The sequence below is a fragment of the Enterococcus saccharolyticus subsp. saccharolyticus genome (assembly GCF_029023825.1).
Lineage (GTDB): Bacteria > Bacillota > Bacilli > Lactobacillales > Enterococcaceae > Enterococcus_F > Enterococcus_F saccharolyticus.
Genome location: NZ_CP118957.1, coordinates 1537644 through 1562877, shown reverse-complemented (window position 1 = coordinate 1562877; position 25234 = coordinate 1537644). Strand labels below are relative to the sequence as shown.

Sequence of the window (25234 nt, the reverse complement as noted above, 5' to 3'; positions counted from 1 at the left end):
TCAGTCTCTTATTTTTCATGGTTTTTAATTTTTGTTTGGATTTCTTGTAATTGTTGTTGAAGTTCGGCTTCTTTAGTTTTTAATACAGCAAGGTCTTCTTTGAGTTCTTCTTCGACTTCTGGTTCAGGTGGACGTAAAATGAAATTGATACCAATCGCAACAGCGGTTCCGATAAATGTATCGAAAATACGGTCGACGGCTACGCCAACAGAGTCACCAGGGTCAACACTTAAAGTAATTAATAAAATAGTTGCAATGGCCGAAATAATCCCTGCATTATTATTAATTCCATCTGATAAGATAATGACCAATGCCACTAGTGCGGGTAAAGCAATGATTTCTACGAGAAAACTTTCATGGAAACGTTGTTGGAGTAATAAATACAAAATACCACCAATGCCACCAATAGTATTGCCAAGAATTCTAGATTTACCGAAACTAAACGTAGTGGTTAAATCTTGACGTAAAGAAAAGACAGCCGCTAATGCTGCAATCCAAGGTTCTCCACGGTTGAAAAATTCAAAGATTAAAATACAAATTAACACCGACAATGCCGATTTGAACGTTCTCATGCCTAGTCTAAAACGGCCAATATGCACGATAGTAGCCTCCTTTGATTTAATAATAACGAATCTCTAGTGAAAACACAAAAGGTTTAGTATAATTTTCATATAGGGAGGAACTTATATGAGAATTGGTTTGCGGACAATTAAAACGGCAGTCGCATCTATTTTATCGATGCTTTTAGCCAATGCACTAAATTTACTTTATGCACCAGCAGCGGGGATTATTGCTATTTTGAGTGTGGGGAATACGAAAAAAGCTTCGCTGTATACAGGTCTAGGACGTCTCGCTTCTTTGGCTATTGCAACGGCGATTTCTTTTGTGTGTTTTCAAGTCATTGGTTATAACGCAATTGCTTTTGGTATTTATTTATTATTTTTTATTCCTATTTCTGCCACATTTAATCTTACAGATGGCATTGTCGTTAATTCAGTCCTTGTGACACATTATATGATGGAGCGTTCCTATTCTGTCCCACTTTTAATTAATGAATTACTCTTGATGAGTATTGGTGTGGGGTTTGCATTAGCTTTTAATTTGTATATGCCAAATATTGAGAAACAATTGAAAGAAGATCAAGAAAAAATAGAGGATAGTTTTCGTCATATTCTATCAGGAATGGCAGCGATGTTAAATCATCCTCCGCGAGACACGTTAAAAAAATCCTGTGATAAATTATTAATTTTTATTCGTGAAGGGCAACAACGGGCACAAATGTATCAAGAGAACCAATGGCAAGTGGAAGATGCCTATTATGAAGAATATTTCTCGATGCGACGAACACAAGTCAGGATGTTATCTGATATGGTTCAATTATTGGATGGGATTCAAGTGGAAGAAGTGCTCGTGGAAGATTTACGTCTGCTTTTAAACTTTACAGCCGCAACTTTTGATGAAGATAATGATGGTACTGAAATTTTGAAACGAATTGATTTAGTTTATCAAGTTTATCGTTCGAAAACGTTGCCACAAAATCGAGAAGAATTTGAAAATCGCGCACGTTTGTTCCAATTTCTACAGTCTTTTAAAAGTTTTATTGAAATCAAGGCAGAATTTTCAAAATCGGTTACGAAATGAAAATCAGAGACAGCTATTTAAACAGCTGTCTCTGATTTTTTTACCAAAAACGACGCATGTCATCTAAGATACGAATCACATCAATGGTTAGTGGTAAGGTGCGATTTTCTGCTCCTTCGACTGTTTCAATGAGTGTTTGGACTTCGTAATTTAAAGCTTCTGCGGTATTTCCAGCTTCAATGATTTCTTTATGGCCGTCACGGTAAACGATTTCGGCTTTGTCTGCACGGGGGTATTCATCGACTGTGATGTACGCATTTTCGTAAGCAACAATCCCTTGCTTCGGCATTTTCGCTTGGAAAGATAGACTAACTGTAGCCATTTCATCTTTTTGATTGCGCAAGACGGTGATGGATTGTTCATCAACACCCGTTTCAAATGGTAAAACGTTACTGAATAAAACATCTGGTGTAGCAGATAAGAAGAAACGTGCGAAAGAAACAGCATACGTCCCAATATCTAATAATGCTCCGCCAGCTAATTCTGGATTGAAGAAACGATTTGTTGGATCAGGTTCTTTGTAACTTCCAAAAGGTGCTTGAATTAGTTTTAGTTTACCTAATGTGCCACTATCTGCAATCTTCTTCAATTCAAGGTATAATGGCATATTGAAGATCGTCATCGCTTCTTGTAGCACCAGATTTTTTTCTTTTGCCAAAGCGATTTCTTCTGTTAATTCTGCACTATTCATGGTAATTGCTTTTTCACATAATACGTGTTTGCCAGCTTGTAACGCTGCCATAATATATTGATGATGCACATTGTTTGGTACTGCGATGTACACAAAGTCAATGACATCATCTGCTAATAAGTCTTCCACTGTTTCATAAACAGTAGGAATCGAAAATTCTTCTGCGAATGCTTGAACTTTTGGTAAACGTCTTGCTGCGACACCATAAATTTCACTTTTTTCACTCTTAAAATCTGCAGCAAATTGATGTGCGATGTCTCCTAAACCGATAATGCCCCAATGATAATGTGTCATTTTATCTTCTCCTTTGACTAATGATATCCTTAGTATAACAGAATTAGTTTAAAATTGAGAAAAGGTAGTAGCGAAAAAGTTTCTTTTATCATAAAATTTGAGTAGAATGGAAGATGGAGGGATTGTCTATGCATGATGTATATATTGAATTAATTTTAAGTGCTGTTTATGAACAATATGGCACAGAAACGTTATTTTATGAGAATAACTTAGGAATTTCTTCTGAACAATGGGAGAAGTGGAAACAAGGGGTGGGGTCATTGGCACCCGAAGAGAATCAAAAAGTAAAAAATCTGTTTAGTGACTATGAATGGATGTTGTTGCAAAAGATTTTGCGTCAAACCATCATTTATCCGGAAAAACGTGGTGTTGCTGTGAGTGAATATCGTAAAATGAAAACTGCGATTGCTCGTAAATGGTTAAACATCGGTCTTGGGACGGTTGAAATGATTCAATCAAAAGAGGAAAATAGTTCAAGTCAATACTTAAACTTACGTGTAGGAATTGCCTATGATGAATGGGGCTTTGATGATATTCTCACTTTCCGCTTGCCAGCTTATATTCAACAACAATTAGAAAATGAGCAAGTTGCTTTATTAGATTGGGTAAATGAAAACTTAGAAGAAACATATAATAAGTAAAGTGAGAGGGGACAGGTTGTTGAAAAAAGCATTACGAACGATTAGTTTAATGATAATTGGCATTGTTGTTATTTATGGAATTAATCGTTTTGTCACACGAAAAGTCGTGATCGAAGACCTTGATTCGTCTTTTGTGGCTTCTGAAAAAGAAACCACCCAGCAAAAGGCAAAAGAAAAAAAGAAAGAGACATTTCCTGAAGGTTCAATAGATGATTGGAATTTAATTTTAGTGGGACCAGAACATCCCTTAGAAAAAGATATCCCACAAGAAAACCTTGTGGAAATTCCAGGCAGCGTGATGCAACTAGATCGTCGAGTAATTGAACCCTATGAAAAATTAACACAAGCGGCGGCACAAGCAGGGTATCCTTTAGCATTAGTGTCTTCATATCGTTCGGTCTCTTATCAAGAACAGGTATTTAATGATGCTGTGTATCAATACATGTCACAAGGAATGACAGAAGAAGCAGCGATTAAAGAGACGAAAAAGACGTCGACTGAACCAGGTTATAGCGAACATCACACAGGATTAGCTATCGATGTAGTAGACACCAATTGGCAACAAAATTATCCACGTGTTTTGTTAGAACCTGCTTACGGCGATGAACCAGGAGCAAAATGGTTGGCAGAACATGCGAGAGAATACGGATTTATCGTTCGCTATCCAGACGGCAAAGAAGACATTACTAAAATTACCTATGAACCTTGGCATTTTCGTTATGTTGGCGTAGAGCATGCGAAGTATATCGAAGAACATCACCTGACACTAGAAGAGTACATTGACTTATTAAAAGAAAAGTAGGGTGTATATGAATAGAAGAAAGAAAAAAGCGCTGCGTTTACCAGCCATTTTAATCGGTTTTGTGATGATTGGGGCGGCATTTATTTTTTCATTAAGAAGTTTAGCCAATCCCATGTTGTCACAGACGATGTATGCATATCAAGAAAATCCAGATATGACCAAAGAAGAATTTATCAATCATCTATTGCCTCATGCCAAAGAATTACAAGAAGGTTATGGCATTTTACCAAGTATTGTGATTGGACAAGCGATTTTAGAATCGAATTGGGGCAATAGTCAATTAGCCAAAGAGTACAATAACTTATTTGGTATTAAAGCTTATGGAAACCAAAATAAAGTCACGTTAGACACACAAGAATTTGTCAATGAACAATGGATTACGATTAAAGGTGATTTTCGTGTGTACAATTCTTGGGAAGAGTCAATGGATGATCATACCATGTTATTTGTTAATGGTGTGGACTGGAGTCCTGAAAAATATGAAAAAGTTCTCACTGCTCCAAATTATCAAGTTGCTGCAGATGCCTTGCAAGAAGCAGGTTATGCCACTGATCCAGGTTATGCAGCAAAAATCAAAGATGTAATCGAAACCTATCAACTTAATCAATACGATTAAAAGGAGCTGATTTTCGATGAGCAAACAATTTATTCCCAATATTACCACTGAGTTAAGAAAAGATATTGTGAAGGTACCAGAAATAATTGATGAAGCCAGTGGTATTATTATTTTTGGTAAAAAAATTAAGTCGATTATTTTTACAACAGATATTGCGATTATTCGTAATACAAATGCGAATGCTGTTATTGCAGTGTATCCATTTACTCCGCATCCAGCGATTACAAAGAGTATTATTGAAGCGGCTGATATTCCAGTCTTTTCTGGTGTTGGTGGAGGACTAACCCAAGGAACACGTGCTTCTTATATGAGTCTTTTTGCAGAAGCGCAAGGTTCGATAGGGGTCGTCTTGAACGGACCGACACCTATTGAAACAGTTCAAGAAGTATGCAGTGTAGTAGATATTCCTGTAGTCAGTACTGTGACGAGTAAATATACGCCGATTGATGAAAAAATTGAGGCGGGCGTTAAAATTATTAATATTAGCGCAGGAAAAGAGACGGCAGATACAGTCCGCCATTTCCGAAAACTTTATCCAGAATTGCCAATTATTGCTACGGGTGGTCCAAATGAAGAAAGTATTTGTGAAACGATTGAAGCCGGCGCAAATGCAATTACGTACACACCACCTTCTAATGGGAAATTGTTCAGTAAGAAAATGGACTTTTATCGTGAACGTGAACGAAATGAATTTAAAAAATCACACTAAAATCGAACGAAAAATGAGAAAATCCAAATTTATGATTGAGTTTACTTGTATTTTATCCAATTTATAGGCATAATGATGGTTGTGTTTTTCATAATTAGTTCTTACTTATATATCGTCGTAATAGGTCGACAGTTTCTACCCGATACCGGAATATCGGACTATAGGTAAAAAAGTGTTTGTTTGTGCACCTTTTTTGCTGTATTCGCAAAGAGGTGCTCTTTTTATTTTATTAAAGTGAAGGAAAGTGAGTTTGTAAAGATGGAAGAATTAGTTAGTCGTATTCAAAAGGATGGCAATGTTTTAGGAGAAGGTGTATTAAAAGTTGACAGTTTTGTTACGCATCAAGTCGATCCTGAATTAATGGAAAAAATTGGTGCGCGTTTTGCAGAAGTGTTTACAGAAAGTGGCATTACGAAAGTAGTCACAATTGAAGCATCTGGAATTGCTCCGGCATTATATGCAGCAAAACAGTTGGATGTTCCAATGATTTTTGCGCGTAAAGCCAAAAGTTTAACAATGGATGAGGAATTATTAACTAGTTCTGTTTATTCATTTACAAAACAAGTAACAAGTACCATTTCAATTTCACGTAAATTTTTAAATAACGAAGATAAAGTATTAATTATTGATGATTTCTTAGCAAATGGGCAAGCAGCGAAGGGCTTAATTGAATTGTGTCGTCAAGCAGGTGCGCAAGTTGAAGGCGTTGGTATTGTGATTGAAAAGTCTTTCCAAGATGGTCGTCAACTATTAGAAGATATGGGCATTCGCGTTGTTTCACTAGCTCGTATTGCGTCATTAGCTGATGGGGAGGTAGCCTTCCGTGAAGCAGATGCGTAATCAAATGAACGAAGAAAATGGTAAAGCAGCTTTAGTAGGTCTGCAACATCTTTTAGCGATGTACGCAGGTGCAGTTGCTGTTCCGCTATTGATTGGTACAGGGTTGGGCATGGATGCGCAGCAAATGACGTACTTGATTTCAATGGATATTTTCATGTGTGGTTTGGCTACACTTTTACAATTAACTGTGACGAAATATTTCGGAATTGGATTACCTGTAATTTTAGGTTGTGCGATTCAAGTGGTTGGACCAGCCATTATGATTGGTTCACAAGCAGGAATCGGAGCTGTTTTTGGTTCAATTATTGTTGCAGGATTGTTTTTAATGGTTACAGCCGGTATTTTTTCTAAAATTAAAGTTTTGTTCCCCACCATTGTGACAGGAACAGTCATTACAGTTATCGGGTTAACATTGATTCCTGTGGCAATCGGTAAAATGGGTGGCGGCGATGTTTCAATGAGCAATTTTGGTGAGCCACGTTACTTACTTCAAGCCTTTGTAACGATTGCACTGATTATTGGTATTCAAGCGTTTGGCCGTGGTTTTATTCGCTCCATTGCTGTTTTGATTGGTTTAGCAGGCGGAACGTTATTAGCTTATTTTATGGGAGATGTCAATTTCTCTGCGATTAGTCAAGCACCTGTATTTCAAGTACCACATCCATTTTATTTTGGGATGCCAACGTTTGATATTGTTTCAATTATTTTAATGATTATTATTGTGATTGTTTGTATGGTTGAATCGACTGGTGTGTATTTTGCTTTAGGAGAAATTACTGAGCAAGAAGTCACAGGAGAAGATTTAAAACGAGGGTATCGTACAGAAGGTTTAGCTATTTTATTAGGTGGGATTTTTAACACATTCCCTCATACAGGGTTTTCACAAAATGTTGGTTTAGTCCAACTTTCAGGGATTAAGACGAGATTACCAATTTATTTTGCAGCAATCTTTTTAATTATTCTAGGCTTATTTCCTAAGATCGGTGCCTTGGCACAAGTCATTCCAGAAGCCGTTTTAGGTGGCGGTATGTTAGTCATGTTCGGTATGGTCGCTGTTGCAGGTATGCGTATGTTATCAAAAGTTGACTACAATAATGATAAGAACCTATTAATTGTAGCTGTCTCGATTGGATTTGGTTTAGGGTTCAATATGATTCCTCAACTATTTGATCGTTTACCAGAAACACTACAATTATTTACGAGTAACGGGATTGTGATGAGTAGTTTAACAGCAGTCGTTTTAAATTTAGTCTTAAATGGGTTGAAAACGAAAGAATAAAAAACATGCGGTGGTTAAAAACTACTGCATGTTTTTTACTAATTAGAGGGGAGAATCGTATGCGGATTGTTTGTTTACACGCGAATTTGAATAATCGTGAAATTGTAGAAAATGCACTTCAAACAGTTCCCTTAGAACGCATTCATAAAGTGGACGAAGCGTTACTATCTAAAATTCAAGACAATGAAGACGAAGAAATGATTAAAGAGTATGTTGAAAAACAATTAGATGAATTAATGCAGTATCAACCAGATGCGATTCTAGTGACGTGTACAAATTATATTGTTTTTATTGAAAAAATTCAGCGGATATTTCCGATTCCTATTTTACAAATTGATGAAATTCTGTTTGAACAATTACCACAGACGACTTCCGTGACAGTATTATTTACCAACGAAAAAACAATTTCGGGGACGACTGCACGACTCTCTCGCAGTTGCCCGTGGCTTCAAGAAATCAATATCGTTTTTATTGACGAAGTATTTGAATGGTATCTGCGAGGAGATTTAGAGGCACATCATCAACAAATCATTGCCACGTTGAAAAAACTGGCGACTACTGAAATGATGATTGTCCCACAATTATCAATGGGTGAGGTCATACAACTTTACAATGAAAAATATCAACAACAGATCTTTTCTTCTTCAGAAGCATTAAAAAAACATTTTTCAGTATTTCACGAACGTTCTTGAAAATAGATTTATAATTATTCGTTAAAGTTTTGACTTTGTTTTTTTCGATTGCTAAAATGAAAAAGAATAAATGAGAAGGAGTTTGGAAAATGAAACCTTTAGTTGCTGTTGTGATGGGGAGTACGTCTGATTGGGAAACAATGAAAGGTGCGTGTGATAGTTTGGATGAACTTGGCGTGTCGTATGAAAAAAAAGTTGTTTCTGCACATCGTACCCCTGATTTTATGTTTTCTTTTGCTGAAAATGCTCGTGAAAATGGATTGAAAGTTATTATTGCTGGAGCGGGAGGAGCAGCACATTTACCAGGGATGATTGCTGCAAAAACGACCTTACCAGTGATTGGTGTTCCAGTGCAATCACGAACATTAAATGGTTTAGATTCATTATTATCAATTGTTCAAATGCCGGGAGGAGTGCCCGTTGCTACAACAGCGATTGGAAAAGCTGGCGCAATTAACGCAGGAATACTTGCGGCACAGATGCTTTCAATGTATGATTTAAAGGTAGCAGATAAACTTGCTCAAAAACGTAAACAAATGGAAGAATCAGTAATGGAAAGTAGTGATCAACTTGGTTAAACCGTTGATGCCGGGTGCAACGATTGGAATCGTTGGTGGCGGCCAATTAGGTCGAATGATGACCATGAGTGCAAAACAAATGGGTTTTCGTGTAGGTGTGTTAGACCCTATGGAAAACTGTCCGACAGCACAAATTGCTGATTGGCATATTATCGCTGAATATGATGATATTTTAGCGTTAGAAGAAATGGCAAAACGCAGTGATGTCATGACCTATGAATTTGAAAATGTCAGTGTAGAAGCTTTAAATGCCATTTTGCCATTTTGTGAGGTGCCTCAAGGAACCGATTTATTAGCAATTACTCAAGATCGTTTATTAGAGAAATCTTTTTTGGAAGCAAATAATATTGTGATTGCACCATATGCTACAATTATTAGCCCTACAGATATTCAAGATGCGATTGAGAATATTGGTTATCCATGTGTCTTAAAAACGACACGTGGTGGGTATGATGGGAAAGGACAATATGTCTTAAAGAGTCGTACAGACCTTGCTTCATCGATGAATTTACTACGTGAAGGAACGTGTGAATTAGAAGCGTGGATTCCTTTTGAGAAAGAATTATCCATTATGGTTGCCGGAAATGGTCGTGAGTATACCACTTTCCCAGTTGTTGAAAATATTCATCGTAATAATATTTTACATGAAACGATTGCACCAGCAAATATTCCGCAAGATGTTGTGAAAGAAGTAGAACGAATTGCGACAGTCATTGCTAAGGCATTAGACTTGCGAGGAGTGCTGGGAATTGAAATGTTCTTAACCGAAGCAGGAAGTATTTATGTGAATGAATTGGCGCCTCGTCCACACAATTCCGGTCATTATTCAATTGAAGCGTGTAATATGAGTCAATTTGATGCGCATATTCGTGGAATTTGTGGTTGGCCATTAGGCAAAACGCGACTACTCAGTGACGCTGTCATGGTCAACGTGCTAGGGGAACATTTGGAAGAAACGTATCGCATGATTGGTCGTAAAGCGCATTGGCAATTCCATTATTATGGAAAATCCGCAGCGAAAAAAGGACGCAAAATGGGACATATTACCATTGTTACTGAAAATATCGACCGAACATTAGAAGAAATCAAAAAAACGAAAATTTGGGATTAAGAGGAGATAAATTATGTTAGAACGTTATACACGACCTGAAATGGGGCAAATCTGGACAGATGAAAATCGCTATCAAGCGTGGTTAGAAGTGGAAATCTTAGCAGATGAAGCTTGGGCTGAACTTGGTGAAATCCCAAAAGAAGACGTTGAAAAAATTCGTGCGAATGCCTCATTTGATATTCAACGCATTTTAGAAATCGAAGAACAAACAAGACACGATGTTGTAGCCTTTACGCGTGCCGTTTCTGAAACACTAGGAGATGAAAGCAAATGGGTACATTACGGCTTGACGTCAACTGACGTGGTCGATACTGCTTATGGTTATTTAATGAAACAAGCCAATCATATTTTACGTCAAGATTTGCAACGCTTAACAGACATTATTGGCGAAAAAGCAAAAGAACATAAATACACTGTAATGATGGGGCGCACACATGGTGTTCATGCCGAACCAACTACATTTGGATTGAAATTAGCCTTGTGGTACTCTGAAATGAAACGTAATATCGAACGTTTTGAACATGCTGCGAAAGGTGTTGAAGCTGGGAAAATCAGTGGTGCAGTAGGTACTTTTGCAAATATTCCGCCATTTGTTGAAGAATACGTATGTACAAAATTAGGGATTCGTCCCCAAGATGTTTCAACACAAGTCTTGCCAAGAGATTTACATGCTGAATATTTAGCATCCATGGCATTAGTTGCGACAAGTATTGAAAAATTTGCAACAGAAATTCGTGGGTTGCAAAAATCAGAAACACGCGAAGTCGAAGAATTCTTTGCAAAAGGTCAAAAAGGCTCATCAGCAATGCCACATAAACGTAATCCGATTGGTTCTGAAAATATGTCTGGTCTAGCTCGTGTGGTTCGTGGGCATATGATTACTGCTTATGAGAACGTGTCATTATGGCACGAACGCGATATTTCTCATTCTTCAGCAGAACGTATTATTATTCCAGATACAACTATTTTATTAAACTACATGTTAAACCGTTTTGGTAACATCGTGAAAAACTTGACGGTCTTCCCAGAAAATATGAAACGCAACATGAATGCAACATTTGGCTTGATTTATAGCCAACGTGTGATGTTAAAACTAATCGATCACGGAATGACACGTGAACAAGCCTATGATTTAGTACAACCACACACAGCGAGAGCTTGGGATGAGCAAACGGCTTTCCGTCCATTATTAGAAGCGGACGAAAAAGTGACAAATGTTTTAACAAAAGCAGACTTAGATGATGCTTTCGATTATAATCATCATTTACAAAATGTTGATACTATTTTTGAGCGTGTTGGTCTAGCTGAATAATTTTCCGCATAAAAATAAACCCGATTTCCAAACTTTTTGGGAATTGGGTTTTTTGTCTTTGATTCATCTTTGGGTAATAAAACTAATTGTATAAAGCTCTCGTTTTAAAATGAGAAAAAGTGTTTGGACGAATTCAATCGACGTCTCTTTAAAATTTAAAAATACTTCGATGTGATACTGACGTTGAAAAAAATGTGACTGATAGACTTCTCGAATCACAATCTCTTCATTATGATGATTGGTAAATTGAAAAAGTTGTTTACAACGACGATAAGGTTTTGTCAAAAAAACCATTCGTTCATTCCATGAAAGTTTTCGTTTTTGCGTGTCGCTGCATTGTTGTAAAACTTTGGAAAGGTCATAAAACATTTTTTTTCTTTCTGCTGGTGTTAAATATGACACAAAATGCTGAGCTTCTTCATAAAACGTTATCATATACTCGTCGTCCTCCTTGAAACCAGACTATCATCTGCCATTATAATAACACCCAAGTTCTTTGTTGTAAACGCTTTATTTTTGTGAGTGTAAAATAAAGATAAATCTCTTGGCTTAAACACGAACTATCTTAAAAATAAAGTTAATTAATGTAAAGTTATCGTTGACGATGAGAAATGAGTATTGTTAGAATAATAGTACACAAAAAGAAGTAACAGTAAAAAAATAAAACGAGGTGTGACATGGAAAGAAAAGCATTAGCTTATGAAGGTAAAGCTAAGAAATTATATGAAACAGAGGATAAATCAGTGTTTTTAGTTGAATATTTAGATCAAGCAACTGCCTTGAATGGTGCGAAAAAAGATGCTGTTAAAGGGAAAGGCCAAATGAATAACCAAATCACTGCCCTTATTTTTGAAAAATTAGCAGACAAAAGTATTCCAAGCCATTTTATCAAAAAAACTTCTAAAAACGAACAATTGATAAAGCGAGTGGAAATGATTCCTTTAGAAATTGTGGTGCGTAATGTCGCTGCGGGAAGCTTTTCAAAACGTTTGGCTATCAAAGAAGGGACACTCTTACCGTTTCCAATCACCGAATTTTATTATAAAGAAGATCGTTTAGATGATCCATTCATCAATGAAGATCATGTTGCTTTTTTACAAGTTGCGACCAAAGAAGAAGTGAAAAAAATCAAAGAACTTGCTTTACAAGTCAATCAAGCATTACAAGAATTATTTGTTTCAATTGACATTCGTTTGATCGATTTCAAAATTGAAGTCGGACGAACAGAAACTGGCACAATTTTGTTAGCGGATGAAATTTCTCCAGATACTTGTCGCTTGTGGGATATTGAAACCAATGAGCATTTAGACAAAGATGTATATCGTCGTGATCTAGGCGATTTAATTCCCGTTTATGAGGAAGTATTACAACGATTAGAAGAAAAAGGAGCGTAATTATGTATTTTGTAAAAGTATTTGTCACATATAAAGAATCAGTTTTAGACCCTCAAGGAGAAGCTGTTAAAGGCGCTGTTCATCGTTTAGGCTTTAACGAAATTGAAGAAATTCGTATTGGAAAATATTTTGAAATTAAAGTCGCGAAATCTGATCGTCCCGTAGAAGAAGCGATTGAAGAAATTTGTGACAAGTTATTAGCCAATGTCAATATGGAAACTTATCGCTATGAAATTGTAGCTACGGAGGAAGTCTAAAAATGAAATTTGCAGTCATTGTTTTTCCGGGTTCAAACTGTGACATGGACATGCTTTGGGCAGTTAAAGAGGTAATGGGTGCTGAGGCGGAATATGTTCGTCATGATGCAGAATCACTTGAAGGATTTGATGGTGTGTTGTTACCAGGTGGATTTTCTTATGGTGATTACTTACGTTGTGGGGCTATTGCGCGCTTTTCTACAATTATGCAAGAAGTGATTCGTTTTGCAGAAGAAGGAAAACCTGTTTTTGGCACATGCAATGGTTTCCAAGTGTTAACCGAAGCGGGTTTGTTACCAGGCGCGTTACGTCGTAATGAATCCTTGCATTTTATTTGTAAAACGACACCACTGAAAGTCGTTAACAACCAAACGAAATTTACTTCAGAGTACGAAGAAAATGATATTATTCAAATTCCCGTTGCTCACGGTGAAGGAAATTACTACTGTGATGAAGAAACTCTAAAAAAATTGGAAGCAAACAAACAAATCGTTTTCAAGTATGAAGAAAATATTAATGGTAGTTTAGCTAATATTGCTGGTATTTGTAACGAACAAGGCAATGTTTTAGGAATGATGCCACATCCGGAACGGGCGATGGAATCATTATTAGGATCAGAAGATGGCAAGAAATTTTTTGCCTCTATTTTGAAAAATTTCGGAAAGGTGTCTGTATAAATGATAAAAGTAGAACCAACTCCTCAAGAGATTAAAGAACAGCGTATTTATTCACAATGGGGGTTAACGGATGAAGAGTATCGCATGATTGCAGAAGATATTCTTGGTCGTCTGCCCAACTATACAGAAACAGGACTTTTTTCTGTGATGTGGAGTGAACACTGTTCTTATAAAAACTCCAAACCTGTATTACGTAAATTTCCGACAAGTGGTCCACAAGTGTTACAAGGTCCTGGCGAAGGAGCGGGAATTGTTGATATTGGTGATGGACAAGCAGTGGTCTTTAAAGCAGAAAGTCACAATCATCCCTCAGCAGTAGAACCTTATGAAGGTGCAGCAACAGGTGTTGGCGGTATTATCCGTGACATTTTTAGTATGGGTGCACGTCCAATTGCTATTTTAGATTCCTTGCGTTTTGGTGAGTTAGATAATGAGCGCACCAAATATTTATTAGAAGAAGTGGTTGCTGGCATTAGTGGTTATGGCAATTGTATTGGGATTCCCACAGTTGGTGGCGAAGTGCAATTTGACGCTTGTTACGAAGGAAATCCTTTGGTGAATGCCATGTGTGTTGGACTAATCGATCATAAAGATATTCAAAAAGGCCAAGCTAAAGGTGTTGGGAATGCGATTATGTATGTCGGTGCCAAAACAGGTCGTGATGGTATCCATGGGGCAACGTTTGCTTCGGAAGAATTTGTTGAAGGGGAAGAACAACAACGTTCGGCGGTTCAAGTAGGTGACCCATTTATGGAAAAACTCCTATTAGAAGCTTGTTTAGAATTAATTTTAGACCATAGTGATATTCTGGTGGGTATCCAAGATATGGGCGCGGCTGGTTTAGTGTCGTCAAGTTCTGAGATGGCTTCTAAAGCTGGTTCAGGGTTGAAGCTGTATTTAGATGATGTCCCGCAACGTGAAACGGGGATGACTCCTTATGAAATGATGTTGTCTGAATCACAAGAGAGAATGCTCATTTGTGTGGAGCAAGGACATGAAGCAGAAGTAGTTGCTTTATTTGCAAAATATGAGTTAGATGCTGTATCTATTGGAGAAGTAACTGATGATGGCTTATATCGCCTCTATCATCATGGGGAAGAAGTTGCGAATTTACCAGTAGATGCGTTAGCAGAAGATGCACCGACATACCACAAAGAACGTCAAGAACCAGCCCGTATTCAAGAATTTGCAGCGCTATCGGATTTTGTACCAACCATTGAAGATGCTGCAGAAACGTTATTAGCTTTATTACAACAACCCACTATTGCGTCTAAAAAATCCATTTATGAAACGTATGATTCACAAGTTCGCACCAATACTGTCGTTCCTCCAGGTAGTGATGCCGCTGTTTTACGTATCCGTGGCACTGAAAAAGCTTTAGCAATGACAACGGATTGTAATAGTCGTTACTTATATTTGAACCCAGAAGTTGGTGGGCAAATTGCTGTTGCGGAAGCTGCACGTAATATTGTTGCTAGCGGCGGAAAACCATTAGCAATTACTGATTGTTTAAATTATGGTTCGCCGGATAAACCAGAAGGATTCTGGGAATTGTGGACGTCTGCGGATGGTATTTCAGAAGCTTGTCGGGTACTTGATACACCTGTTATTTCAGGAAATGTTTCTTTATACAATGAAACGAATGGAAAAGCCATTTATCCAACACCGATGATTGGAATGGTTGGTTTGATTGAAAAACTAGCGCATATTACGACGCAAGAATTTAAACAAGCTGGAGATTTCATTTATGTTATCGGGGAGACAAAAGCTGATTTTAACGGTAGTGAAATTCAAAAATTGCAACTTGGAAAAATTGAAGGGAAATTAATGGATTTTGATTTAGCAACTGAAAAAGCAGTTCAAAATATTGTCTTACAAGCGATTCAAGCCGGTTTACTTGCAAGTGCACATGATAGTGCAGAAGGTGGATTGGCAGTTGCTCTAGCTGAATCAGCTTTTAAGAACGAATTAGGAATCGATGTTTCAGTGGATGTACCAAAAGAATGGCTGTTTTCAGAAACACAATCACGCTTTATCGTAAGTGTGTCACCTGAAAATCAAACAGCTTTTGAAACATTAGCTGGAGGATTAGCCCAATATATTGGCAAAGTAACCGCTGATGGACAATTAAAAATGGCCACTCAAGCAGACGAAATAACTATAGACACACACGTAGCGAAACGATTATGGGAGGAAGCTATTCCATGTCTTATGAAGTAAAAAGTTTAAATGAAGAGTGTGGGGTTTTCGGCGTATGGGGGCATCCAGATGCCTCCCGCGTTGCTTATTTTGGTTTGCATAGTTTGCAACATCGCGGACAAGAAGGTGCTGGGATTGTGTCAAACGATCAAGGGAAATTACGTGGACATCGCGACTTAGGCTTGTTATCAAAAGTTTTTTCGGATGAAAATAAACTGACAAAATTAAAAGGCACCGCAGCAATCGGTCACGTGCGCTACGCAACGGCTGGTAATGGGAGTGTTGATAATATTCAACCTTTTTTGTTTAAATTTTATGATAGTCAGATTGCTTTGGCACATAATGGGAATTTAACCAATGCTAAGACGTTACGACGCGACTTAGAAAAAGATGGCGCTATTTTTCATTCTAATTCAGATACGGAAATTTTGATGCACTTAATTCGTAGAAGTCAACAACCCACGTTTAATGAACGACTAAAAGAATCTTTGAATCAAGTGAAAGGCGGTTTTGCGTATTTATTAATTACGGAAGATGCGATTGTTGCAGCACTTGATCCAAATGGATTCCGACCGTTATCTATTGGGCAAATGAAAAATGGGGCGTATGTGATTGCTTCAGAAACATGTGCGTTGGAAGTTAGTGGGGCTGCTTTTGTACGTGATGTCCAACCTGGGGAGTTGGTCATTATTAATGATACAGGCATTACAATTGAAAAGTACACAACAGAGACTCAACCTGCCATTTGTGCGATGGAATATATTTATTTTGCTCGACCTGATTCAAACATTGCGGGGGTGAATGTGCATACAGCTCGCAAAGAAATGGGGCGTCGTTTAGCAAAAGAAGCACCCGTTGAAGCAGATATGGTGATTGGGGTACCCAATTCATCTTTATCGGCTGCTAGTGGTTATGCAGAATATTCGGGGATTCCTTATGAATTAGGATTAGTCAAAAATCAATACGTTGCTAGAACCTTTATTCAACCAACCCAAGAATTACGTGAACAAGGTGTTCGGATGAAATTGTCAGCAGTTCGTGGTGTGGTTGAAGGCAAACGCGTCATTTTAGTCGATGATTCGATTGTACGTGGGACAACCAGTCGTCGGATTGTGGGATTATTAAAAGAAGCTGGGGCTAAAGAAGTGCATTTACGCATAGCCTCGCCACCTTTGAAATATCCTTGTTTTTATGGAATTGATATTCAAACAAGAAAAGAACTCATTGCAGCGAATCACTCAGTCGAAGAAATTCGTGAATGTGTAGAATCGGATACTTTAGCATTTTTAAGTGAACAAGGATTAATCGATTCGATTGGTTTAACTTTTGATGCACCTTATTCTGGATTATGTATGGCTTATTTTAATGGTGATTATCCAACACCACTTTATGATTATGAAGAGCAGTATCGTGCCTCATTACAAGAACAAACATCATTTTTTTAAACGGAGGAAAACAAGTGACAAACGCATATTCAAAAGCCGGTGTGGATGTAGAAGCAGGCTATGAAGTAGTGGAACGAATTAAAAAACATGTGAAGAAAACAGAACGCTTAGGCGTCTTAGGAAGTTTAGGTGGTTTTGGTGGCTGTTTTGATTTAAGTACATTGTCGGTTAAGGAACCAGTTTTAGTTTCAGGAACAGATGGAGTCGGAACAAAATTAATGATTGCGATTCAAACGGAGACGCATGACACGATAGGAATTGATTGTGTGGCAATGTGTGTCAACGATATTGTTGCCCAAGGTGCAGAGCCTTTGTATTTTCTTGATTACATTGCAACTGGAAAAAATGTCCCGGAACGGTTAGAAAAAGTGGTAGCTGGTGTTGCAGATGGCTGTGTTCAAGCTGGGGCGGCTTTAATTGGTGGCGAAACAGCTGAAATGCCTGGAATGTATAAGGAAGACGAGTACGATTTAGCGGGATTTGCTGTGGGGATTGCTGAGAAAAGTCAATTAGTAACTGGTGAAAAAATCAAAGCGGGCGATGTTTTAATCGGTTTACCTTCTTCTGGTATTCACTCTAATGGTTTTTCTTTAGTACGTAAGATTTTCTTTGAACAGCATCAATTTACCTATGAGGATCAATTACCAGAGTTGTCACAAGCATTGGGGAAAGAATTATTAACACCGACCCGTATTTATGTCCAAGCAATTTTACCATTGGTTAAAGAAGAATTGGTTCATGGTATTGCTCATGTGACTGGTGGTGGTTTTGTCGAAAATCTTCCGCGCATGTTACCAGAAAACTTGGCGGTTGAAATTCACGAGAATAGTTGGCCAATTCTACCAATTTTTGAGGTGTTATCTTCTTATGGTAAACTTCCAAAACAGGAAATGTATGAAATTTTTAATATGGGCATCGGGATGGTTATTGCTGTTGCACCAGAAAAAGTTTCTGACGTTCAAGTACTGTTGCAAAAACAAAACGAAGCTAGCTATGTGATTGGTCAAGTGATTGAGAAAGCTGAAGCACCAATCGTTTTTAAAGAGGTTCACGTATGAGAGTGGCGGTTTTAGCTTCTGGAAATGGCAGCAACTTTGAAGCGATTGCCCAAGCCTTTGAAACACAAGCAATCCAAGGTGAGTTGGTCCTGCTTTTTTCAGATAGAAAAGATGCGTATGTCTTAGAACGTGCCAAAAAATATCAGATTCCACGGTTTAGTTTTTCGCCAAAAGATTTTGCTTCAAAAAAACAATATGAAGCAGCGTTGCGTGATCTGTTACTGACAAATCAAATTGATTTTGTGGTCTTAGCAGGTTATATGCGCATTATTGGCCAAGACTTATTAGAGACCTTTCCCAATCGGATTTTGAATATTCATCCTTCTTTATTACCAAGTTTTCCAGGATTGCATGGAATTAAAGATGCGTATGACTATGGCGTAAAACTGACAGGAATTACGATTCATTTTGTGGATGCGGGTGTCGATACTGGACCAATTGTTGCGCAAGCAGCGGTTGAAATTACGAACGAAGACACACTTGCAACTTTGGAAGAAAAAATCCATCAACTAGAACATCATTGGTATCCGCGAGTAATTGCGGATATTACACAAAAAGGAGTAAAGTAAGTCATGACAAAAAGAGCATTAATCAGTGTATCAGATAAAACAGGAATTGAAGCATTTGCGCAAGCATTAGTCGCAAAAGGTATTGAAATTATTTCAACCGGAGGAACAAAAAAAGCTTTGGATGAAGCGGGAATTCCCACGATTTCAATTGATGAAGTTACTGGTTTTCCGGAAATGATGGATGGTCGTGTGAAAACATTACATCCTAAAATTCATGGTGGATTATTAGGGCGTCGTGATTTGGTAACGCATATGGAGGCAATGAACGAACATGGTATTGCACCGATTGATTTTGTTGTGGTAAATCTGTATCCATTTAAAGAAACAATTTTGAAACCAGATGTCACAGAAGCAGATGCGATTGAAAATATTGATATTGGTGGACCAAGCATGTTACGTTCTGCCGCAAAAAATCATGCTTCGGTAACTGTGATAGTTGATCCAGTTGATTATGCTGTTGTTCTAGATGAATTAACTGCTGAAGGACAAACAACGTTAGCGACAAGAAAACGCTTGGCAGCAAAAGTATTTCGTCATACGGCAGCTTATGATGCCCTCATTGCCAATTATTTAACCGAATTAGTAGGCGAAGAAGAACCAGAAAAACTAACATTGACTTATGATTTAAAACAATCGTTACGTTATGGTGAAAACAGTCATCAAGAAGCCGCTTTTTATGCTGATGCTCTACCAAAACCTTATTCGATTGCTTCGGCAAAACAATTACATGGTAAGGAACTTTCGTATAATAATATTCGCGATGCCGATGCAGCGATTCGTATCGCTAGAGAATACACAGAACCAACTGTTGTTGCGTTAAAACATATGAATCCATGTGGTATTGGGACAGCAGCAACTATTTTTGAGGCTTATACTGCTGCTTATGAAGCAGACGCTGTTTCTATTTTTGGTGGTATTGTTGTTTTAAATCGCCCCGTTGATGCATCAACGGCTGAAGCGATGAGCAAAATTTTCTTAGAAATTATTATTGCACCTGCGTTTGAAGCGGATGCTTTGGCAATTTTAACGAAGAAAAAGAATATCCGTTTAATGACATTGGACTTTACAGATCAATCATCCACGCAAGCCGAAACAGTATCTGTTTTAGGTGGTCTATTAGTACAAGATCAAGATTTGATTGAAGAAAATCCAGCTGATTGGCAAGTCGTGACGAAACGTCAACCAACTGAAATGGAGTTAAACGCGTTAACTTTTGCTTGGAAAGCAGTGAAACACGTTAAATCAAATGCTATTTTATTAGCAAATGATAAACAAACTGTTGGGATTGGTGCGGGACAAATGAATCGTGTTGGTTCTGTCCGGATTGCAATCGATCAAGCAGAAGCAGCTGGAAAAATTGCAGGAGCGGTGTTAGCAAGTGACGCCTTTTTCCCAATGGGAGATAGTGTCGAATATGCTGCAGAACATGGTATTAAAGCAATTATTCAACCTGGTGGTAGTATTAAAGATCAAGAATCCATTGATATGGCAGATAAATATGGCATTACGATGCTGTTTACAAACGTCCGTCATTTCAGACATTAATCTTAAGGAGTAAATCAATGAAGATACTTGTAATTGGCAGTGGTGGTCGTGAACATGCTATTGCTAAGAAATTTCTTTCCGATTCAGCAGTCACAGCGGTTTTTTGTGCCAAAGGAAATCCTGGTATGACTAGAGATGGCATTCAGCTGGTGGATATTGCCGAAGACAATCACGAACGACTGATTGAATTTGCAAAAAATCAAGCCATTGATTGGACATTTGTCGGTCCAGAAATTCCTTTATTAAATGGCATTGTGGACGATTTTCAACAAGCAGGACTACAAATTTTCGGCCCTAAAAAAGCCGCAGCAATGATTGAAGGTTCCAAAGAATTCGCCAAAGAATTAATGGTGAACAATCAAATTCCAACGGCGGCGTATCAAAGTTTTTCTGATTTTGAAACTGCCAAAAGCTATGTTTTAGAGCAAGGGGCACCGATTGTCATTAAAGCCGATGGATTAGCTGCTGGTAAAGGAGTCGTTGTTGCTGAAACGATTGCTGAAGCGATTGCTGCTTTGAAAGAGATGCTTGAAGACAATAAATTTGGTGCAAGTGGTGCGAAAGTTGTCATCGAAGAGTTTTTAGCAGGAGAAGAATTTTCACTTTTAGCGTTTGTCCGGGAAGAAAAAGTCTATCCAATGGTCATTGCCCAAGACCACAAGCGAGCGTTTGATGGGGATCGAGGACCAAACACTGGTGGTATGGGTGCTTATTCACCAGTACCACAAATTTCTGAAGAAATCGTCGAGCAAGCTGTGCAAGAAGTGTTATTACCAGCAGCTCAAGGGATGGTTGCTCAAGGTACGCCATTTACAGGAATTTTATATGCGGGATTAATTGCTACCAAAAATGGTCCGAAAGTGATTGAATTCAATGCGCGCTTTGGCGATCCAGAGACGCAAGTTGTTTTACCACGTTTGGATAGCAGTTTAGCGGCCATTATTACGGCACTTTTAAAAGGTGAAGAACCCGAAATTCAGTGGAATAATCAAGCAACATTAGGCGTGGTCGTTGCTGCTCAAGGGTATCCTGGCACGTATGTGACGGGTCAAACGATTCCAGAATTCATAAGTGACGACTGTCATGTTTATTATGCTGGTGTTGCTGAAGAGCGTGGTTTAGTGAGTGCGGGTGGTCGTGTGTTATTAGTGGAAGCACAAGCACAGACATTAGAACAAGCGCAACAAAAAGTCTATCAATTATTAAATCAAGTAGAATTGCCACAGTTATTTTATCGGCATGATATTGGTAATAAAGCATTATAAGTCAAAAACTGGGTGTAAAAAAGGACACCCAGTTTTTCATTGGTGAAATTCAGTGTAGCGTTTCCATTAAACTGTGCTAAAATAAAAACGTAAAAGGAGGAGATTTAACTTATGAAAACTGTTAAATTTGGTACAACGAATCTTGACGTTGCAAGCGTCATTCTTGGTTGTATGCGTATCAATAATGCTGAAAATCCAGTGAAAGTGATTGAAACGGCTGTTGATAACGGAATTACATTTTTTGACCACGCAGATATTTATGGTGGTGGTGACTGTGAACGTATTTTTGCTGATGCGTTAGCAAAAACTGAAATTAAACGTGACGATTTATTTATTCAATCAAAATGTGGGATTGTCCCTGGAAAAATGTTTGATTTTTCAAAAGAACATATCGTTTCCTCAGTAGAAGGTATTTTAAAACGTTTGGATACTGATTATTTAGATGCGTTATTATTGCATCGTCCAGATACATTAGTAGAACCAGAAGAAGTTGCGGCAGCTTTTGATCAATTGGAACAACAAGGAAAAGTGAAATACTTTGGTGTGAGTAATCAAAAACCAGGTCAAATTGAATTGTTGAAAAAATATGTGAAACAACCCTTAGTTGCCAATCAATTACAATTTGGCATTATGCATACAGGCATGATTGACCAAGGCATTCATGTAAATATGACAGATGCAGGTTCATTAGACCATGACGGTGAAATTTTGGAATATTCTCGTTTACATGATATGACGATTCAAGCTTGGTCACCTTATCAATATGGTTTTTTTGAAGGTGTTTTTATTGGGCATGAAAAATTCCCTGAATTGAATAAAGTGTTAGAAGAATTGGCTGAAAAATATCATTCAACACCAACTGGAATTGCTTCTGCCTGGATTTTACGTCATCCAGCAAACATGCAAGTGATTGCCGGAACCATGAATATTCAACGCATTGAAGAAATTGCGCAAGCTTCTGATATTCAAATGAGCAGAGAAGATTGGTACCGTGTCTATATGGCAGCTGGAAATATTTTACCATAAATTGAAATGAGAGATTGTTCGTAAAACACGAACGATTTCTCGTTTCTTTTTATAAAACGAAAGAATATGGTTGCTTTCTTTCCCTTTATCGGCTAAATTATTGAAGGTGTTAAAAATAAAATACGTATAACAATATTTAATGCTTCGATAATAAGTGAAGATTTGAGAGGATGTTTTCAATGTTTGATTTAACGGTTTTTGATTACGAAGATGTTCAGTTGATCCCTAATAAATGTATTGTAAATAGTCGTTCAGAATGTGATACAACTGTAAAATTAGGAAAACACAAATTTAAAATGCCAGTGGTTCCTGCAAATATGCAAACAATCATTGACGAAAAAATTGCCGAATTTTTAGCAGAAAATGGCTATTTCTACATTATGCACCGTTTTGATGAAGATGCACGTGTGCCGTTTATCCAAAAAATGCAAGCACGTGGTTTGATTTCTTCTATCAGTGTGGGTGTAAAAGAAAATGAATACCCATTTGTTGAAGAATTAGCGAAACAAAATTTAGTTCCTGATTATATTACAATTGATATTGCACACGGGCACTCGAACTCTGTTATTCGTATGATTCAACATATTAAAAAACATTTGCCGGATACATTTGTTATCGCAGGAAACGTTGGGACGCCTGAAGCTGTTCGTGAATTAGAAAATGCTGGTGCAGATGCGACAAAAGTCGGCATTGGACCAGGTAAAGTATGTATTACAAAAATCAAAACAGGTTTTGGTACAGGTGGTTGGCAATTAGCTGCGTTAAGATGGTGTGCAAAAGCTGCCCGTAAACCAATTATTGCTGACGGTGGTATCCGTACACATGGCGATATCGCAAAATCAGTGCGTTTTGGTGCAACAATGGTTATGATTGGTTCATTGTTTGCTGGCCATGAAGAATCACCAGGTGAAACAAAAGTGGAAGATGGTGTATTTTATAAAGAATACTTTGGTTCCGCTTCTGAATTCCAAAAAGGTGAAAAGAAAAACGTTGAAGGTAAGAAAATTTGGGTGACTCACAAAGGGTCATTAAAAGATACGTTAGTTGAAATGCAACAAGACTTACAATCTTCTATTTCTTATGCAGGTGGCAAAGATTTAGAAGCCATCCGTAAAGTCGATTATGTGATTGTTAAAAACTCAATCTTTAATGGCGACACAATCTAAAAATAAAATTTTTCAAGAAGTAAAGTCATGCTGATTTTACTTCTTTTTTTCATGGTCTACTCGACAATGGTTTGTTACAATACAATTGAGGTGAAGGAAAATGGGGATTAAAGTATTTTCGATATTTGGTACAAGACCTGAAGCAATCAAAATGGCGCCATTAGTCAAAGCGTTAGAACAAGATGATCGTTTTGAGTCGAAAATCATTGTTACAGCGCAACATCGCGAAATGTTAGACCAAGTAATGGCGATTTTTGAAATTATTCCGGATTATGATTTGAATATTATGGCGAGTGGCCAAACACTTACTGATATTACAACAAAAGTACTGCTAGAAATGCAACCAATTTTACAAGCAGAACAACCTGACATTGTGTTGGTACACGGCGATACAACGACCACTTTTGCTGCTGCCACAGCTGCTTTTTATCAACAAGTGAGGATTGGCCATGTTGAAGCAGGATTACGAACGTGGAATAAATATTCACCGTTTCCGGAAGAAGCAAATCGTCAAATGACGGATGCGTTAGCTGATTTATACTTTGCTCCTACTGAACAAAGCAAAGAAAATCTATTAAAAGAAAATCATCCAGAAGAACAAATTTATGTAACAGGAAATACTGCAATTGATGCGATGAACTATACGGTCAATGAAGCGTACGAGAATCCTACATTGGTGTTAGATTATCAAAAACAAATTGTGGTAACCATGCACCGCCGCGAAAATTTAGGGGAACCAATGGCACAGGTTTTCTCTGCTTTACAGCGAATTGCTAATGAATTTCCAGACGTACGATTAATTTTTCCAATGCACAAGAATCCCAAAGTTCGTGCGATTGCACAAGAATTGCTTGGGAATCTGGCGAACGTCCAGTTAATTGAACCATTAGATGTAGTTGATTTTCATAATGTGATTGCTCGTAGTCATTTAATTCTAACCGATTCAGGTGGCGTACAAGAAGAGGCGCCTTCTTTAGGAGTACCTGTTTTGGTGTTGCGTGATACGACAGAACGTCCAGAAGGAGTAGCAGCGGGAACATTGAAGTTAATTGGAACCGACGAAGAGAAAGTCTATACGGAAACCAAACAGCTACTCATTGACTCAGATGCGCATCAACAAATGGCACAAGCTAAAAATCCTTATGGCGACGGTCATGCAAGTGAATATATTTTAAATGCGATTGCGGATTATTTTGCACAACAGTAAATTAGTTGACAGATAAATAACAAGTGAGTAGTATGGAAGAAGAAATAAAATAATTGTTAGGTGAGGCTCCTATATGGACACAGGCTGCTGCCGCGAAAGGATCGAGAGACCCTTAGTTTGGTAAAACAGGAATAATCGTTGAAGGTTATTCATAACGTAGCTGACAAATACTTATTTGTCTACGCCCTATAGTGCTAAAGCTCAACGATGACTATGAATT

26 protein-coding genes and 2 riboswitches are annotated in these 25234 nt (G+C 37.8%); of the genes, 23 read left to right on the top strand and 3 right to left on the bottom strand.

The features are described 5' to 3' along the window. Nucleotides 1-8: 8 nt before the first annotated feature. The gene (locus PYW32_RS08070) at nucleotides 9-599 is read right to left on the bottom strand and encodes an FUSC family protein (protein WP_016174814.1); all 591 of its coding nucleotides are present in this window, start codon (nucleotides 597-599) and stop codon (nucleotides 9-11) included. Nucleotides 600-687: 88 nt separating this feature from the next. Here PYW32_RS08070 and PYW32_RS08065 point away from each other — a divergent pair, with 88 nt between their 5' ends. After that, a complete protein-coding gene (locus tag PYW32_RS08065; protein WP_016174815.1) occupies nucleotides 688-1641 on the top strand; it encodes an aromatic acid exporter family protein in 954 nt (317 codons plus the stop codon). Nucleotides 1642-1681: 40 nt separating this feature from the next. On the opposite strand, the gene PYW32_RS08060 is transcribed toward PYW32_RS08065, so the two are convergent. Next, nucleotides 1682-2626, bottom strand: coding sequence for a Gfo/Idh/MocA family protein (locus PYW32_RS08060; RefSeq protein ID WP_016174816.1), 945 nt, complete (start codon nucleotides 2624-2626; stop codon nucleotides 1682-1684). Nucleotides 2627-2754: 128 nt separating this feature from the next. Here PYW32_RS08060 and PYW32_RS08055 point away from each other — a divergent pair, with 128 nt between their 5' ends. From PYW32_RS08055 to purB, 10 genes are all read left to right on the top strand, one after another. Beyond that, entirely contained in the window at nucleotides 2755-3267 is a 513-nt protein-coding gene (locus tag PYW32_RS08055) for a hypothetical protein (protein ID WP_016174817.1), read from the top strand. A 19-nt stretch (nucleotides 3268-3286) separates the two neighbouring features. After that, nucleotides 3287-4069: a M15 family metallopeptidase gene (locus tag PYW32_RS08050; protein ID WP_016174818.1), complete on the top strand. Its 783-nt coding sequence runs from the start codon at nucleotides 3287-3289 to the stop codon at nucleotides 4067-4069. Nucleotides 4070-4076: 7 nt separating this feature from the next. Further along, complete coding sequence (locus PYW32_RS08045) at nucleotides 4077-4685, top strand: glycoside hydrolase family 73 protein (protein WP_016174819.1); 609 nt, start codon at nucleotides 4077-4079, stop codon at nucleotides 4683-4685. A gap of 16 nt (nucleotides 4686-4701) precedes the next feature. Continuing rightward, complete coding sequence (locus PYW32_RS08040) at nucleotides 4702-5394, top strand: beta/alpha barrel domain-containing protein (protein ID WP_016174820.1); 693 nt, start codon at nucleotides 4702-4704, stop codon at nucleotides 5392-5394. 85 nt (nucleotides 5395-5479) lie between these two features. Then, nucleotides 5480-5575: riboswitch (purine riboswitch) on the top strand. Nucleotides 5576-5652: 77 nt separating this feature from the next. Further along, complete coding sequence (locus PYW32_RS08035) at nucleotides 5653-6234, top strand: xanthine phosphoribosyltransferase (protein ID WP_016174821.1); 582 nt, start codon at nucleotides 5653-5655, stop codon at nucleotides 6232-6234. A 4-nt stretch (nucleotides 6235-6238) separates the two neighbouring features. Then, nucleotides 6239-7513: a nucleobase:cation symporter-2 family protein gene (locus PYW32_RS08030; RefSeq protein WP_035010284.1), complete on the top strand. Its 1275-nt coding sequence runs from the start codon at nucleotides 6239-6241 to the stop codon at nucleotides 7511-7513. A 59-nt stretch (nucleotides 7514-7572) separates the two neighbouring features. Beyond that, nucleotides 7573-8205 (top strand): hypothetical protein, encoded by a 633-nt coding sequence (locus PYW32_RS08025; protein ID WP_016174823.1) that lies wholly within the window; start codon nucleotides 7573-7575, stop codon nucleotides 8203-8205. 89 nt (nucleotides 8206-8294) lie between these two features. Next, nucleotides 8295-8783 (top strand): 5-(carboxyamino)imidazole ribonucleotide mutase, encoded by a 489-nt coding sequence (gene purE / locus PYW32_RS08020; RefSeq protein WP_016174824.1) that lies wholly within the window; start codon nucleotides 8295-8297, stop codon nucleotides 8781-8783. After that, a complete protein-coding gene (purK, locus tag PYW32_RS08015) occupies nucleotides 8776-9894 on the top strand; it encodes a 5-(carboxyamino)imidazole ribonucleotide synthase (protein WP_211210778.1) in 1119 nt (372 codons plus the stop codon). Before purE ends, purK begins: the two co-directional genes overlap by 8 nt. A 13-nt stretch (nucleotides 9895-9907) precedes the next feature. After that, nucleotides 9908-11206, top strand: coding sequence for an adenylosuccinate lyase (purB, locus tag PYW32_RS08010; RefSeq protein WP_016174826.1), 1299 nt, complete (start codon nucleotides 9908-9910; stop codon nucleotides 11204-11206). A gap of 63 nt (nucleotides 11207-11269) precedes the next feature. On the opposite strand, the gene PYW32_RS08005 is transcribed toward purB, so the two are convergent. After that, entirely contained in the window at nucleotides 11270-11641 is a 372-nt protein-coding gene (locus PYW32_RS08005; RefSeq protein WP_016174827.1) for a hypothetical protein, read from the bottom strand. A gap of 242 nt (nucleotides 11642-11883) precedes the next feature. Here PYW32_RS08005 and purC point away from each other — a divergent pair, with 242 nt between their 5' ends. The 12 genes from purC (at nucleotide 11884) to wecB (ending at nucleotide 25014) form a co-directional block, all read left to right on the top strand. Further along, complete coding sequence (gene purC, locus PYW32_RS08000; protein WP_016174828.1) at nucleotides 11884-12600, top strand: phosphoribosylaminoimidazolesuccinocarboxamide synthase; 717 nt, start codon at nucleotides 11884-11886, stop codon at nucleotides 12598-12600. Between the two features lie 2 nt (nucleotides 12601-12602). Beyond that, nucleotides 12603-12857, top strand: a complete 255-nt coding sequence (gene purS, locus PYW32_RS07995; RefSeq protein WP_016174829.1) for a phosphoribosylformylglycinamidine synthase subunit PurS — start codon at nucleotides 12603-12605, stop codon at nucleotides 12855-12857. A gap of 2 nt (nucleotides 12858-12859) precedes the next feature. Beyond that, on the top strand, nucleotides 12860-13534 hold the full coding sequence (gene purQ / locus PYW32_RS07990) for a phosphoribosylformylglycinamidine synthase subunit PurQ (RefSeq protein ID WP_016174830.1): 675 nt from the start codon (nucleotides 12860-12862) through the stop codon (nucleotides 13532-13534). Next, nucleotides 13535-15754, top strand: a complete 2220-nt coding sequence (gene purL / locus PYW32_RS07985) for a phosphoribosylformylglycinamidine synthase subunit PurL (protein ID WP_016174831.1) — start codon at nucleotides 13535-13537, stop codon at nucleotides 15752-15754. After that, nucleotides 15739-17178, top strand: a complete 1440-nt coding sequence (gene purF / locus PYW32_RS07980; RefSeq protein WP_016174832.1) for an amidophosphoribosyltransferase — start codon at nucleotides 15739-15741, stop codon at nucleotides 17176-17178. The genes purL and purF overlap by 16 nt, the downstream gene beginning before the upstream one ends. 14 nt (nucleotides 17179-17192) lie before the next feature. Then, nucleotides 17193-18236, top strand: a complete 1044-nt coding sequence (gene purM / locus PYW32_RS07975) for a phosphoribosylformylglycinamidine cyclo-ligase (protein ID WP_016174833.1) — start codon at nucleotides 17193-17195, stop codon at nucleotides 18234-18236. Then, a complete protein-coding gene (gene purN / locus PYW32_RS07970; protein ID WP_016174834.1) occupies nucleotides 18233-18805 on the top strand; it encodes a phosphoribosylglycinamide formyltransferase in 573 nt (190 codons plus the stop codon). The genes purM and purN overlap by 4 nt, the downstream gene beginning before the upstream one ends. Nucleotides 18806-18808: 3 nt before the next feature. Beyond that, nucleotides 18809-20350, top strand: a complete 1542-nt coding sequence (gene purH, locus PYW32_RS07965; RefSeq protein WP_016174835.1) for a bifunctional phosphoribosylaminoimidazolecarboxamide formyltransferase/IMP cyclohydrolase — start codon at nucleotides 18809-18811, stop codon at nucleotides 20348-20350. 17 nt (nucleotides 20351-20367) lie between these two features. Beyond that, nucleotides 20368-21615, top strand: coding sequence for a phosphoribosylamine--glycine ligase (gene purD / locus PYW32_RS07960; RefSeq protein ID WP_016174836.1), 1248 nt, complete (start codon nucleotides 20368-20370; stop codon nucleotides 21613-21615). Nucleotides 21616-21726: 111 nt separating this feature from the next. Beyond that, the gene (locus tag PYW32_RS07955) at nucleotides 21727-22641 is read left to right on the top strand and encodes an aldo/keto reductase (protein WP_016174837.1); all 915 of its coding nucleotides are present in this window, start codon (nucleotides 21727-21729) and stop codon (nucleotides 22639-22641) included. A gap of 179 nt (nucleotides 22642-22820) precedes the next feature. After that, nucleotides 22821-23807 carry a GMP reductase gene (gene guaC / locus PYW32_RS07950; protein ID WP_016174838.1) on the top strand — a complete coding sequence of 329 codons (987 nt, stop codon included), beginning with the start codon at nucleotides 22821-22823 and terminating at the stop codon, nucleotides 23805-23807. 100 nt (nucleotides 23808-23907) lie between these two features. Beyond that, nucleotides 23908-25014: a non-hydrolyzing UDP-N-acetylglucosamine 2-epimerase gene (gene wecB, locus PYW32_RS07945; RefSeq protein WP_016174839.1), complete on the top strand. Its 1107-nt coding sequence runs from the start codon at nucleotides 23908-23910 to the stop codon at nucleotides 25012-25014. Nucleotides 25015-25059: 45 nt separating this feature from the next. Next, nucleotides 25060-25233: riboswitch (M-box (ykoK) riboswitch) on the top strand. Nucleotide 25234: the final 1 nt, after the last annotated feature.